The sequence below is a fragment of the Vibrio sp. OPT24 genome (assembly GCF_015163545.1).
GTDB classification, from domain to species: Bacteria; Pseudomonadota; Gammaproteobacteria; order Enterobacterales; family Vibrionaceae; genus Vibrio; species Vibrio cyclitrophicus.
This window is the reverse complement of the sequence record NZ_JADDYI010000020.1, coordinates 22,553-36,966: the sequence shown is the minus strand read 5'-3', so window position 1 is coordinate 36,966 and position 14,414 is coordinate 22,553. Positions and strand designations below refer to the sequence as shown.

9 protein-coding genes are annotated in these 14,414 nt (G+C 40.4%); 2 read left to right on the top strand and 7 right to left on the bottom strand.

From position 1 onward, the window contains the following. Window positions 1-85: 85 nt before the first annotated feature. The gene (locus tag IQO02_RS05850) at window positions 86-796 is read right to left on the bottom strand and encodes a hypothetical protein (RefSeq protein WP_016792121.1); all 711 of its coding nucleotides are present in this window, start codon (window positions 794-796) and stop codon (window positions 86-88) included. Between the two features lie 515 nt (window positions 797-1,311). Between IQO02_RS05850 and IQO02_RS05845 the strand changes: the two genes are divergently transcribed. Further along, a complete protein-coding gene (locus tag IQO02_RS05845) occupies window positions 1,312-1,563 on the top strand; it encodes a hypothetical protein (RefSeq protein ID WP_016792122.1) in 252 nt (83 codons plus the stop codon). A gap of 83 nt (window positions 1,564-1,646) precedes the next feature. Here the strand turns inward: IQO02_RS05845 and IQO02_RS05840 are convergent, their stop codons facing one another. From IQO02_RS05840 to IQO02_RS05820, 5 genes are all read right to left on the bottom strand, one after another. Then, a complete protein-coding gene (locus IQO02_RS05840; protein WP_016792123.1) occupies window positions 1,647-1,889 on the bottom strand; it encodes a hypothetical protein in 243 nt (80 codons plus the stop codon). Between the two features lie 1,300 nt (window positions 1,890-3,189). Beyond that, window positions 3,190-6,048, bottom strand: a complete 2,859-nt coding sequence (locus IQO02_RS05835; protein WP_016792124.1) for an HD domain-containing phosphohydrolase — start codon at window positions 6,046-6,048, stop codon at window positions 3,190-3,192. A 391-nt stretch (window positions 6,049-6,439) separates the two neighbouring features. Then, window positions 6,440-9,037 (bottom strand): Ig-like domain-containing protein, encoded by a 2,598-nt coding sequence (locus IQO02_RS05830; protein ID WP_102385065.1) that lies wholly within the window; start codon window positions 9,035-9,037, stop codon window positions 6,440-6,442. 387 nt (window positions 9,038-9,424) lie between these two features. Then, the gene (locus tag IQO02_RS05825; RefSeq protein ID WP_016792126.1) at window positions 9,425-10,183 is read right to left on the bottom strand and encodes a TerC family protein; all 759 of its coding nucleotides are present in this window, start codon (window positions 10,181-10,183) and stop codon (window positions 9,425-9,427) included. A gap of 359 nt (window positions 10,184-10,542) precedes the next feature. Continuing rightward, entirely contained in the window at window positions 10,543-11,292 is a 750-nt protein-coding gene (locus IQO02_RS05820; protein WP_016792127.1) for a 3-oxoacyl-ACP reductase family protein, read from the bottom strand. 121 nt (window positions 11,293-11,413) lie between these two features. Between IQO02_RS05820 and IQO02_RS05815 the strand changes: the two genes are divergently transcribed. After that, complete coding sequence (locus IQO02_RS05815; RefSeq protein ID WP_016792128.1) at window positions 11,414-12,337, top strand: LysR family transcriptional regulator; 924 nt, start codon at window positions 11,414-11,416, stop codon at window positions 12,335-12,337. 123 nt (window positions 12,338-12,460) lie between these two features. Here IQO02_RS05815 and IQO02_RS05810 read toward each other — a convergent pair whose 3' ends face one another. Further along, window positions 12,461-14,308, bottom strand: a complete 1,848-nt coding sequence (locus IQO02_RS05810; protein ID WP_016792129.1) for a hybrid-cluster NAD(P)-dependent oxidoreductase — start codon at window positions 14,306-14,308, stop codon at window positions 12,461-12,463. Between the last annotated feature and the right edge of the window lie 106 nt (window positions 14,309-14,414).

Here is a 14,414-nt window from a genome sequence, read left to right as displayed (position 1 = left end):
CGCTGGGACTAAAGCGTTTGAAAAATTTTGAACCGCAACCGCGAAAGTTGACTGTGTCAGTTGCATTGGATTGTTAGGCGATTTTTCAACGAACTACATTTTTTACGACGAACTCGTAAAATTTAACACCTTTGTCGTTTATAAATGCTCCACCCAAGTCACCTGCATATGCTCCCCCAGATGGTAAGTTTAACAAACCAGACATTGCTAATGACTGAAAGTCAATTTCAGCACCTTCGGCCCAAACACTTTGCCTTTCTTCATTTGAAGAGGCGGTATCCATACGTTTTTTGTAATCGTAAAACTCTTTGAGTGTTTCCAATCCTTCAAATGGATGGATTTGCTCGATACTAAACAAGAGAGAGTTGTACTCACGTACGGTAAATCTATTGAACTTAAAAGTTTCAACAAACAACTTTCCTAATAACTTCGCTTTCATTTCGTTGTGGTACCGATCAATGTAAACCATCGTATTTTCGATTATTTCATCAGTTACCGATGGAACATCCACGGCTTCATCAAGTAAAGATATATCGTTTTCAGTGAATCTTTCAAGGTTCACTTGCCCAATAAAACTTGAGAATTTCTTCATGAAAGCAGCACTTTGAATGGAATTTTTTACGCTGATTGAAGTACAAACCCATTTAATAACAGGGATCTCTTTGAGAAGCTCTTGGTCTTTTGCAACAGTTTCAAGAACATTGTCGAGACTCATTTCAGATATTTCAGCCCAAAATTCTTTCGTATCGTTTGATACTAACCTTGAAACAAGACTGTTCTTTTTCTTATTACTCATAACTTACCCAGTCGCCTAACAGCGTCTTTTCAGCAGACATTATCTTCATAATATTTTCAGAAAATACAGACACCATAACAGTAACATACTGTTCTATCGGTCTTAATTTTACCAGTACTCACAAATTGCAGATCATGTCCGCATACTCGCATGTATTCAATTAGGTTTATAATCTGCTATTAGGAAAAGTAGGTCAAGGACTGACAAGAGAAAGAGATCAAGAGACGAGAGCTAAACGATTTTGGGGCAATTTCGTTTTAGAAAGATCTCTAATTTAGATCTCTAATTTAGCGAAGTATGAATTATTAAAAGGATGACAAAAGTTGCTAACGAGAGTGTCTGATATCACTGAAGCAGTCACTCCGAAATGGTCAAAAAATCCTAGATACTGAATTAGACGGGAAAGTTGGACATTTTTAGGTTTGACTTTTCATAGTATTGCTACACAAACTCGAAGTTGAGTATAGATGAATTAGGGTTCACTCCCCCCAAATCACTGAAGAAGGTCTTTTACTATGAGATGCAATGAATCTAAAGGGCAGAACATTGGAAGCCCATTGGAAAACATTAGAGAGGTTGTTTCTAGCGTTGATACTGAGTTAATTATGGATAGGCTGTGTCATCTAGGTGAAGATTATGTAAGTTGGTATACCTCCTACTTGGTGGCCGGCTACGGACATATAACACCTCAAGACATTATCAACAAATATGGTGCTTCTGCATTACTGCAGTACATTGATATGAAGCTTGAGGGAGGTTACGAATAGTCAGATTTCATTATTCTTGTAGTATTTACAACTTAGACTCTCTCTGACCATACACATGGCTTCAGCCAATCCCTTTTTATAAGTCAAAGGATTACTTTCTTAAATTCAATATCAATACCAAACCGGAGTGCGATTTTTTCTACATCTGATGGGTAAAAAGCATACTCTTGATCGATAATCCTTACTGTTGTTACTTCTAGCGCCCCTTCATCTTTTAAAAATTCGGGATAGAGTGCAGGGTAACTCTCTTGAATGCTGCTCAAAAGCTCGGATGTTAATATGTACGGTGCGTTAAAAGAACCAAAATAAACATTTAGTGTAATCATCTATCGCCTCAGCTATCCTTAAAATATAATCACCAAAAATTATCAAAGTGATCTTTGATTCCATTTATCTCGATTACGTATCAGACGAGCGAGTTGATTTCATCAAGTAAAACCAGTTATATACAAGTACCATCATAAGCATAACCAGCATTTTTGATAGGTATTTCTTGATTTTAAGTTAGTTTCAAACTTAATACTGGCGTCTATTACGCTGTTTAATAGAACCCTACACTCTTCAAGTGTTGAGCTTTTACCTTGGTTAAATGCACTTACACCGGACTTAAAACCGACTCCAATCGGATTTTGCCTACCAAACCGTGACGAATTGACTTAAAAACCGCGTGAAGAACGAATTTAGCTACCATAGTCCATAGAACCAACCAAAAAACGCCTCAACCCCGCGTTTTCCCTACCATAAGTCAAAGGACAAAGGACAAAGGACAAAGGATAAAGGTATTGATGATTGATTCCCGTCTGCCTACTAACCTTCAACCAGTGTCAATATGAAGGCTATTAACCTCAATTAGTCACGATTTCGATTGAACTTAGATCTATTACAGCCCTTTAAAAGCAGATACATAGAACATTTTAGCTCTGACCTGGAAGTACATAACCCAGAGGCAATACTGCTATAGGTTTCTAAGCATTGTTGGTTTCCAGTTTCCGTAGTTTAATAGGCGTTTTTTGGTTGTCCATAGCTTTAACAGTCGGTTAATGGCACCAAACGCCCCGTTTCGAAATGACCTAAAACCGCGAGCACTGCGAATTTAGCTACCATAGTCCATTGGGCTTAACAAAAAACGCCTCAAGCCTCAAATTAGGTAACGAACAAAGGTAAACCATGATTGACTGGCAGCTTACTAGCCTTCGAAGGTACGCCTTAAACCGAAAACTGTCACGATTTCAGTAGGTCATCAGAGCAGCCCCAGTTACTAAGTGCCAACTGTATCGAACCTAGTCTGGAGTGAGGTAAACTGTCCTTTTAGCGCATTTTTGGACAAAAGTTACTTAGAGCAATTACTTAAATTAAGGACATACAGATAACGTCAGGTATGGGAAAGTCGCTTAGTTAAGTGTCCAGTCTGATTGGAGCAGATCAGAATTAGCATTTATTGGATTAGGTGATTTCCTGTAAACGTACTTTTAGGTGCTCAAAATCAGCATCTATAATATAGTCGTTGCTATCTCAACACGTATACTCGTTGAAGAGCCCCTTAGAGAATAACTGGCACTCAGCAAAGTATCACAAATTCTAACTAGCCTGATATCGTAATAAGAGAACAGGCTCGCAACGTCGATATCACGTTATATAATCACTAATATTTACTTCATCAATTTGCTCAGGCTGTAAATAGTCATTGGCAAAGCGTCTATAAACCCCTGAACTTAAAAATAAAGCGAACAAATCTGGGTCAATATGTTGATCTTTAACCATAAAACTCATTATCTTAATCGACTCCGATAACGTTTTTGCTTTCTTATAAGGCCGATCAGAACTGGTCAATGCTTCAAAGATATCGGCGATGGCCATGACTTTTGTGGTCAGCGACATCTCTGATCCCGTTAAACCCATAGGATAACCTTTACCATTCATTTTCTCATGATGGCCTCCCGCAATTTTTGCTACGTTTCGCATATGTCGTGGGAACGGCAGTGACTCCAAAATATGGATGGTTTGAACAATGTGATCGTTGATTATAAACCGCTCTTCCTCTGTTAATGTGCCACGCTGTATACCTAAGTTGTGGACTTCTCCCTTGTTAGCCTGATATTGAGTCGGCTTCATTGTGAATCTATCATCAAATTTGTCTGTGTGATTCCAATCAATAAGATGTTCGGGCTGGTCGCTAAGCAACTTTTCTTCAGTTGGGTATTCATCTTCTTCCGTGTACTGATTCATTTCCTCTGAAGAGATACCGAGTTGTTTACTTAAGGTTCGAGTCCACGTTCGTGATGCAATTTCATTTAATCTATCAAGGTCAGTTTGTGTGACAAACTCTGATCCCAAATTAAGTTGAGCCACAAACTCAAAATCTTGATTCAACTGTTCACATTTTTCCATTAATTGATCTCGCCATCCAACTGGATACGCTTGGACCAAAGACTTCAAGCTCGTAATTTCTTCATCGCGCTTAAGAACCTCGAAGCGCATTCTGACTTCGTGGATTCGGTTATAAATTGTTTCCAGCTTTGTTGCTTTGTCGACCACATATTCGGGTGTGGTGATTTTTCCACAATCATGCAGCCAACTCGCCATTTTCAACTCTTGCCACTCTTTTGAGTTAAGAGAAAAATGAGCAAACGACGGTAATGTAGATTCTTGAGCTGCGAGAGTTAACCACTCGGTTAATATTGGAACACGTTGGCAATGGTTACCTGTATAAGGCGATTTTTTATCTAATGACCCTGCAATAACTTTGATGAATGAGTCAAGAAGAGCTTGCTGAGCAGCCATCATGGTGTTCGTTTCTATTGCAACGGATGAAAAGCCTAATAACGAATCTAAATAATCAGCAAATCGCTCATACTGAGCTTGGGCTTTACCGTCATCATACAATACACCAAAGGACCCAATCACAACCCCCTCGCGATCTTTCAAAGGTATAATCACCACCTGACTAGTTTGGTTATCCTTCCAATCAACCTCTAAGTTCGGGAGCTCGCTTGCTTGGAATATATGGTATTTCTTTTCAATGAATATCTGCCGAATAAATTGGCCCGACTCAGCGGTGGGAACCTTAGAATTTAATACTCGATTTATATCGGCTTTTGTTGCGCCTTCCCACCAAACGTATTTGGGTACTAAGCACTTGTTCTCTGCGTCTAACAAATAGAGAAACACACCATTGGCTTCTGCTGCACTAATGGTATCGCGACAGACAAGTTCTAGCAGGGCCTTTAGGTTTTCTTCGTGAGCAATGTTATTCGTTAAAGAAATGAATCGGCTAATTGTGTTTTGAGTGGCGATTTGAGCGTTGTTGAGATCTTGGATTTCTTTTATGTAACTCTGGGAGTTAATAGGAGTAGAAAAATTAAAACCCTGAATCTCTTTCGCTTTTTGCGTCGCCATTTTTATAGGTTTAGAAATTGAACGGGAAACTAAGTAGATGACAGGTAACATCAAAGCAAAAATCAACAACGAGCCAAAGAGTGTCTGGCGTTTGATTAATCCACCTTGGTCAAATAATTCTGAAGCTTTTGTTGCCATTAACAAATGGACATGGTTACTTATTAGAGGTTTTAGCGTGATTATCTCACCAAACCAACGTTCTTTTTCAAACTCAAATATCCCTAACTTGCCATCACGGCGATATTGCTCAATCGCGAATTGCACTAAAGGGTTCTCTAGCTTCTCAAAGCTTGATAATGACATACGCGATGAGGGTTCAGAACGAGAAGTTTCGCTATATGCAAGAACGGTTTTTGAATCGTCATAAAGCACTCGTATCGAGGATTCATTGGCTAACGTATCGGTTAACGAATCCCGCAACCCAGCCAATAATACTTCAGCGGCAACAACCGCTCCGTTATTACTTGCTCGATAAATAGTTATCCCCGGCTCATTAACGCCTCTGAGTAGGCTTGGTTCTGAAATTATATTTTTGTCTTGCACTGCGTTGTAAAATTGGTGTTGTTTATCAAACGCCAAGGAGTGTGATGTATCAATGTTTTCAGTGAAAACTAACGATGAGTTTAAGCCTTTAATACTAACGAAGTTTGAGCTTCGATGAGTGACCACAAAAATAGTATCTTTTTGTAGCCCCATACGCTCTCTCATCTCAAGGTCGTTTATCCTCGTCACGGAAAAAACATCTTCATTCGGGTAATAAATAGCGTACGACGTGACATGTGTGTATTCGGTAAGCAGGTGGGTAAATTCGGGCAAAAAATCATTTCTATTTTCTATCGTTTCAGCTTGAACAATTTTTCCCTTTGAAAAAGTACCAATTGCGGTAAAAGCAGCGCCATAGTGTGCATTCATTTGACTGCGCGTTTGAGCCGCGATCCTTTGGAACACATTCCTATTAGTTTCAAAAATTACGTCTGTTAGTCCTTTATTGGCAAGCCAAATTTGAACACCAGAAACCGCAACAACAAGCACAATAATGACAGTGGTAATGTGGATGTGAATAGGGAATGTTCTAGGTGCTTTATTCATCTACTGTTAAGGCCTATTTACTTTATGGTTACAATGAGAATAGCTGCATTTAATTGAATCGGTAGTGTCTCTCTTCAATTTTGGCGTTTTCGCTTAAAAAACATCTAATTAATTAGCTAGATTCACCTTTAGTGCAGTACCTAAATTGCCTGTGTAGAATTACGAAATTCATGAGATAAATAATCTTGAGAATAAAGTGGAAAATGCAGTCAGTTCGAATGAAAATAGCAATGAAAAACCAAAAGTATCAACTCCGATACAGGGTGCTTCCAATTGATGGACAATACAAAACCATCGTAGGAAGCAACCGTAATACCCTTAAATTATGTCTGAAGAGGTGCTAACTGATAGCTATGGCTAAGAACAGCTAAAAGCACTGTTCTTAGTTGAATTACTTGAAGTAATAAGAAAACACGAGTTCGAGGGTATCAACATCACCTGCTAAATGATGCCATTGTAGATCTGACTTAATTTGACCAAAGTCCAATACATTCACGCCGACGCCTATGTTGGGGTGAACATTATCCTCCACCTCGAAATCTTCCGCGTGGTTCGAACTTGCATCAAGATAACCTAAGCCCAAACTGAAGTACGGGGCGAATTTATCGCCCCAAAGCTGCGTAACTCGATAAACAAAGTTAAAGCTGTAATGTTGGTAATCGACCGTCATATCATTATATTGCGTATGTTCTGCTTTCAAATCGACACTATTTAGCCAACGATAAGTAAACTGGATACTCGCGTTATTATCAAATTGGTACCCTAAGCTACTTCCGAAAGAAAACTGACTGTTACTTTCCTGACTCCACGCGTTGTGGTCAGTATCTGGCTCTAACCATGAAATCCCAGGATTAGCTGTTACATATATTCCGTTATTCTCTTCTGCAGAATGAGCGAAAGGAGAAACACTTAACAATAGTGGGACGACCACTTTAACGGCAAGTGACTTTTGATGTCTAAACAGTGCGAGTATCGTCAATAGCAGCGTGCTTAAGAACCCTATAGAACCACCACTGCTGGTTCCCGCGATAACCTTCCCCCCATAAGGAACACCGGCTTGAATATGAAGATTAACGGTAGCAGGGTAACTATGTCTTGTTCCAATATCTGTAACATCATATTCAAAGCTATCATCGCCTATAAAACCAGCGTCAGGCGTGTAAATGAATTCACCAGTCTCCTTAAGTGTTATCGACCCATGCATTGGTTGTTTATAGATTCGCGCAGTTAAATCGGCATAAAAAGGAGCTTGTGTATTCGCGTCATCTGTATCGTTAAGCAACACACCTGGTGCAACAATAGTATCAATACTGTCTGCGTAAAGTGAGTAGCTATCATTATTAGCAACTGGCGCAGCATTGTTAGGGATAAGAGTCCAACCTGTGGAGAGAATTGTTATTGATACTTTTGCTTGGCTAGTATTGATTGAATAATAAAATTCATCATTGCCATAATAATCAGCATCAGGTTGATACTCAAAACTACCGTCAGCATTCAATGTGACACTTCCATACAAAGCATCTTGGTCTAATGCAGCGGGTGCTGAGTTTTCATTGGTATCATTTTTAAGCACTCCATTTTGACTAGAGACAATCAACTTAGTATCTTGATCAACCTCATAGCTATCTGGGTGAGCATAAAGAGATTCATGTTTTTCGAATGCGCCAATGTCGATTCTCAACCCCTGCGGGCGGGTTTGTTTGAGGTAATCTGATGTGATTGAGCTACCATCGTCATATAGCGCTTTATCGTCGTCGCCTTTATCAACAAGGGCTATTGAAAGCGTGTTTGGAACGAAACAATTAGTTGTAACGCATCCTGCAAGTGACAGGCCAGTGTTAGGGGTATCATCGACACCAGGTGACGAAATAAAGTTATCATTGTTCTCTGCTAATGGGTAAATAGTTGTATCGTCCCAATCTGTTGGATAAATTGCAGAGCCAACATTATTTACACCATCGACTGTAATGAGTAGATTGTTATTGGCTATAAGTTGAGCACTATTGATTAACTCTATATGGGTCGCTTTGTAAGTAGCAGGGTCTACATTGTTAGTAATAGTCGGGTAATACAGCGTGCTATTGGTTAGCGTCAATTTTCCTTTATTGACATAGATTGGCCAACCTCTATTAGCATCCCTTCCATCAAATAAAGTATTTATAATTTGTGCATCAGCTTCATTAAATCTAAAAGTAGAATTAAATAAGCCTTTAAATATACTATCTTTGATGACTGCCGTTGTGCTGCCTGAACTATCTTGACTAACTTGAATAACATGACTCGCTGTGTTTTCATCCAATGGTCCATTAGATTCAAAAGCCGTGTTTTCAATAAAAACATTACTATTAAAAATAAGGGTAGGTGCTGATCTTGGGCCAAGATTTTCGAATATAAATGAATCTTTTATTGTAACAATGCCATCTTGAGTAGACATGATGGATGCCTCTCCTTGCCTAGGCACTATCTTATATAGGATAACGTTATTGAGTGTTACATTAGCGTTATCGGAAAAGATAAAACCTGACATGTGTTCTGCCCACACATTTTCAATGGTGACATCAATGGGGCGCCCTGCGGTATTTCGAGGATTGATGTCAAATAAAAGACCAGATGATCTTAGAATCAGATTGTTAGGATCATTCGGATAACCAGTATTAAATGAGCCAGTATCAGAAACCCAGCGTTGATGGTCATTAATGTGGACATAATCATCGCCTAATCCTCGAATGATAATATCATCAGTAATTGTCATTCGGTTGTCGGTTTGACCTGAAGGGACTTCACCCAAATTAGGCGAGATAGGTGCTTGTGCATTATATGAAGCCGGTATTTCGATAATATCTAAACCAGGATTAGCATTGGCCTTTTCGATCAAATCTCGAAGTGAGCCCATGCCTTGATCACTACTTGTTGTTACCGTATAAGTGGCAGATTGTACGCTCAAAGAGCTAAAAAGTAGTCCAAATAAAATTATTGACTTTGGAGTCATATTACCATCCTTGATATCCATGAAAAAACTAAGCCCAGATTTTTTAAGTTCCTTGCAACCAACAACTTAGCTCATATATAGGAATATCACAACTCTCCCTAAGTAATGACTTTTGGAGATGTGTATACTTGGGTGCGGACGGGAGTTTTTTCAAAGTAATGTGTTTGCTTTACACATTAGCTAGTTCTATTACGATCTAGATGGGTTCTAGAACGTTTTGGGGCATTTCTGAGTTATCGGCCTTCCTAAATTAGCAATTAATGAATAACCCTTATTTATAGAAAGCAGCTTTGTCTAGTGCTGACTGTGTCGAATAGGTTTGCACATTCCGAATTAGCAGAGCTGACAGTCTCCTTATAATGGAGACGTGTCTCATTAGAATGTAACTCAGCTCGCTTTGGACTGATATGCTTTAATTCGCTGGATGGTTAAGGTTCGCTTATGTTTGTTTTTTATTTGTATATGACATAACTCAAGCGTTAGTCCGAAAACCATAGCAAAGTACACATAGCCTTTATTGATATGAATGGCTAGCCCTTCCGCCATCAACAACCCTCCTAATAAAACCAAAAACAGTAAAGCCAGCGTTTTAAATCCTGGGTAACGAATAACCAAGTTGTTAATTTTTTCCGCTGTTAAAATCATAAAAATCGCGGATGTCAAAATAGCGGCTATCATAACGGGCACTTCAGATGTTAAGCCGACAGCGGTTATAACTGAATCCATTGAAAAAACGGCATCTACCGCTACAATCTGGAGAAGTACGATGGCTAGTCCAGTCCTAGCTTGAGTCGAATATGACGATGGTGTATGTCTTAACCATGACCAAAGTTCTTTCGCACTTTTAGCTAACAAAAAACCACCACCCAATATCATAATAATATCTCGCCCGGTGAACGTTGTATGGGCGAAGCTCAGCAAAGGATTAGTCAGAGACATCACCCACGAAATAGAAAGTACAAGACCTATTCGCGTTAACACCGCCAGACCAATACCTAAATTACGTGCAACTTTGCGTTGCTGTTCGGGAAGCCGCTCACATAGAACAGAAATGAAGACGACATTATCGACACCCAAAACAATTTCAAGAATCAATAAAGTTGCAAATACTACCCAGATTTCGGGTTGTAGAAAGAGCTCTAGCATGTGCTTATCTCCTTAATACAAGAAGACAATGGGATAAAGCGGCACCTAACGGGGTCGTCCATAGAAGTAATTTACCTCTTTGTTTAGAAATGTTGGATTAAGAGTCAGAGTTCAATTTAATAACGCTAGTTTTTAATGTGTTATCTATTTTATTGTTGAACTCAATATTTAACATCGGATGTTTATGTGGTAGTGACTGGATGTCGTTGGCAAGTATGCAAAACTGATCAAAGCCAAGGGGTTCTAAATGATTGACCTGTGAAATAGGCCAACCATTGTACTTCTCTTTACTAACCATGTATCGATGATTGCTTGAAGTTAGATTGATAAATCACGAGTTACTTGACTGCATATTTTGATTAAGCGGAAAAGCCACCGTCGATCATCAAATCAGCACCAGTGATGTAACCCGCTTCTGAGCTAGCGACGAATGCTACTAAGCTAGCAATCTCCTCAACTTGACCATAACGACCAAGTGCACCGATAGCTTTTACAGGCTCTGAAGTATCGCCATTGTCTGGGTTTAAGTCGGTATCTACCGGACCAGGTAAAATGTTGTTGACTGTAATGCCTCTAGGGCCTAGATCTCGAGAGAGACCTTTGGCCAATCCGGTTAGTGCAGACTTGCTCATTCCATATATAGAACCGCCAGCAAAAGGAATGCGCTGAGCGTTCGTACTACTGATATTGATTATTCTGCCGTTATTATTCATATGCTTCACGGCTTCATGAATAGCCACAAATACACTTCGTACGTTGGTATTGATGGTCTTGTCCCAATCATCCATCGTCAAATTTTCAATACTGTCCCAGATCAGCGTACCTGAGTTGTTTACGACAATATCAATTTGACCAAGTTGTTCTATGGTTTCGCTGATTGCATTTCTGATATCTTCAGGCTTAGTGCTATCCGCCTTTATTGCGATGACTTTGCTACCTTGTGAAGTTAAGTTCTCAGCAAGCGCTTTAGCTTTTTCGTGGGATGACACAAATGTAAAAGCAACAGACGCTCCCTCCAATGCCAATCTCTCAACAATGGCGGCACCAATGCCGCGACTGCCACCTTGGATAAAAGCGACCTTACCTTTGAATCTATTGAAGTTATTCATTATGTTTACCTTAATTGAAAATCGATGTAATCATCTCGTTGATGTACGCAGAATAATCGATTCACATCTGTTTATTAAGTCCATATAATGAAGAACATAAAGTCCTTGGGGGAATTAATTAATGTTAAAAAGCCAGTTTGTGGAAGTTCGTCATTTTGTCACCGTAGCGCAGTTGGGGAGTTTTACCCTTGCGGCTCAAGCGCTTGGAATGACCGGTTCAGCTTTAAGTAAAAGCGTTGCTCGACTAGAAAAACAGCTAGGCACCAAACTCCTTCATCGAACAACTCGACGCATCGCGTTAACCAATGATGGGGATTCCTATTTAGCCGACTGCCTTAAAGCGATGACCATTTTAGAGGAAGCAGAGAAGCGCTTAAGCAATCAACAGTTATTGCCATCAGGGCGTGTGCGTATTGATTTACCCGCAGTTCTCGGTAGAAGAGCAATCCTACCCAAGTTGTTAGAATTAACGTCCAAGTTCGAGCAATTAGATCTATCTATTACCTTTAATGACCGTCCTACGGATTTAGTCAGTGACGGGATTGATCTTGCGATCCGCGTTGGGCACTTAGAAAATTCGGGCGATATTGTTGCACGTAAAATAGGGGAGCAAAAAAGGGTGATATGTGCCTCTCCCTCTTATTTAGCAACGCGAGCACCGATTACCAAAAAAGAAGATATTGCCCAACATGATTGCATCGTCGGTTGGCCTATAGGACAAAGGCATAGTTGGCTGCTGAAAAATGCTAAAGGGGCAACCGAATCTGTTGATATTTCAGCACGTCATGAGATAGCCGACTGTGAAGGTATTTTGCAATCGGCTTTATCTGGTGCAGGTTTAGCTCAACTACCAGTGTGGTTAGTGAAGCAATACCTTGATGATGGGCAATTATGCCCTGTATTAGAGAAATTCAATGGCGAAGGAGCACCCATCAGTATTGTTTGGCTAAAAACACCTTACATTCTGCCTAAAATAAGAGTCATCATAGATGAAATCATTGCATTATCGAGCCGTCATCCGGATATTTTTGAGGCTTCTTTGTAATGTTGACTAATCGAAGCACGACTTTGCAGGTCATTTGGGTGTTATTGTGTTTTAGATAGTCCAACGATATTGAGGTCACTATCAAAGTTTGATAGTGGCCTCAATCATCATAAAACCTACATACTAGCTAACAATATTTACATTTGTCTTAGGTATCGCGCAGCAAGCTAGGGCCATTCCTTTCGCCTTATCACTGCCTTCAATTCCTGGGGCATCGGGCTGGTAAACCTCTCCTGATTTCACTGTGACTTTGCAGGCGCCGCAGAAGCCAGCTCTGCAGTTATTCGAAATAGAAAGCCCTGCAGCTTCAGCTTGCTCCAGAACGGTGCGCTGGTTGCTTCCTTCAAACACGACACCATCAAGGTTGATTTGAACCCTTTTCTCGCTCCCGTCCGCCACTCTTGCAACGCCAAATGTCTCTTGATGGTACTGTTCTTCAGGCAGCCCACTCTCTATCATCAAGCGCTTTACACTCTCCATGAAACCACTAGGACCACATACAAAAACTTGACGTTTGTGAAACTCTGAAATTTGATTTAAATGAGAACGACTAAAATGCCCCTTTTCGCCTAGCCAATCAGTTGATGGCTCGCTAAGGGCTAGAGTCACAGTGACATTGGCGTGTTGTTTTTCTAGCATAACGAGCTCTTCCATGAATGGAATATCCGCTTTCGTCAAACATTGATGATAAAACGCAATATCACGAGTGTCTCGTTGGTCAGTCAAATACCGAAGCATAGCGATCATGGGCGTCACACCGCTACCGGCAGAAAGCAGCAACAGCGGCTCATTCGATTCTTTAGTAATATGAAAAGTGCCTTTGGGTTGATCCGCAATAATGGTATGGCCAACTTGTAAGTGGTTGAACAACCAGTTGGAAACTTCACCACCATGGACCCGTTTCACTGAAATCGACAAACGTTCTGGCCGAGAGGGGCTAGATGACAGCGTATACATTCGTTTGGTCAGTTTGCCATTGGCCGTGATCTCAATAGGGAGGTGTTGTCCCGCTTTATACTCAGGCACCATGCCGTTTTTAGGCTCAAACCAAAATGTCTCGAAGTTTCTTGCTGTAGGTTCTCTTTCAACACAAATCAACTCTTGTTTTTTTGCGTCGAGATCTTCATAAAACTCCTTGGATTTATACTCAAGCACTTCGATAGCATCATTGATGGAGATAACACCTTCGTTTTTCGCTACAAGGTTTTGCCCGAAAAATATTTTGCCTTGCTCGTTGGCTCTAAAGCGTGAAAAGCTCGTCAATGGCTCTTTACTGGCCCTAAATTCTCCATTTTCCAGATCAAGTGTCGTTAAAATGCACCGCTCACACGGCTCTACAATTTCAAATTCAACGTCATCTATCTTGATACGCTTCCATGAGTCTTCGATAAAAGGTTCGTTTGATTGCACCACGAGGTTAGTGCGAAACTGTTCCATGGTGTGGACTTCGCTGCTGCGTCTATTCAGCTCCGCTAATGAGCCAGAGCTAATCAGCAAGATAGGAAAACCGTCGGCAAAGCTCACATTATGACCAAGGTTTTCTCTCATGCGGTTAGATTGCTCGCCAGTAAACAGTAACTCAACTCGCTTCCCTATCACTTGGCTAAACCAGTCATTTGCTTCATCGGTTGTTGTGTAGGCTGAAAAGCGGTCCCTCCAAACACTGGTATCTGTAGCCTGCATTTTAAAATTAGAATAGTGTAGTTTTAGTGGTTCCATCCCGGGGTAAAAAAAAATGATACCGGTTGGCAGTAGACTAGAACTCACTTGAACCATGTTTGGATACTGACGCGCCGTTACCATGGTTGGGTATTTAGCCGAAGCGGAGACATCATCACCAGTTAACGCCAACATAAAGCGACGATCAAAAACAAGGCCTTGCTTTTCGACCCATGAAGAAGAGAGAGAAAGCCCGCCAATGGATTTGACTGGATAGATATTAACTTGGGAAAGTACGGTAGAATTTACCACAATGTCACCCTTTATTATTGTGCTGATTTATTGAACCGCAAGGAACGGTTTTAACGACCTAACAAGGCCGATGGTTTATCTTGTGAGAAGGTAGGTTGTTTCGCGA

Excerpts from the sequence above, each read along its gene's own strand:
- IQO02_RS05835 (WP_016792124.1), bottom strand. The coding sequence starts at position 6,048 with ATGAATAAAGCACCTAGAACATTCCCTATTCACATCCACATTACCACT.
- IQO02_RS05820 (WP_016792127.1), bottom strand. The coding sequence starts at position 11,292 with ATGAATAACTTCAATAGATTCAAAGGTAAGGTCGCTTTTATCCAAGGT.
- IQO02_RS05825 (WP_016792126.1), bottom strand. The coding sequence starts at position 10,183 with ATGCTAGAGCTCTTTCTACAACCCGAAATCTGGGTAGTATTTGCAACT.
- IQO02_RS05845 (WP_016792122.1), top strand. The coding sequence starts at position 1,312 with ATGAGATGCAATGAATCTAAAGGGCAGAACATTGGAAGCCCATTGGAA.
- IQO02_RS05830 (WP_102385065.1), bottom strand. The coding sequence starts at position 9,037 with ATGACTCCAAAGTCAATAATTTTATTTGGACTACTTTTTAGCTCTTTG.
- IQO02_RS05815 (WP_016792128.1), top strand. The coding sequence starts at position 11,414 with ATGTTAAAAAGCCAGTTTGTGGAAGTTCGTCATTTTGTCACCGTAGCG.
- IQO02_RS05850 (WP_016792121.1), bottom strand. The coding sequence starts at position 796 with ATGAGTAATAAGAAAAAGAACAGTCTTGTTTCAAGGTTAGTATCAAAC.
- IQO02_RS05840 (WP_016792123.1), bottom strand. The coding sequence starts at position 1,889 with ATGATTACACTAAATGTTTATTTTGGTTCTTTTAACGCACCGTACATA.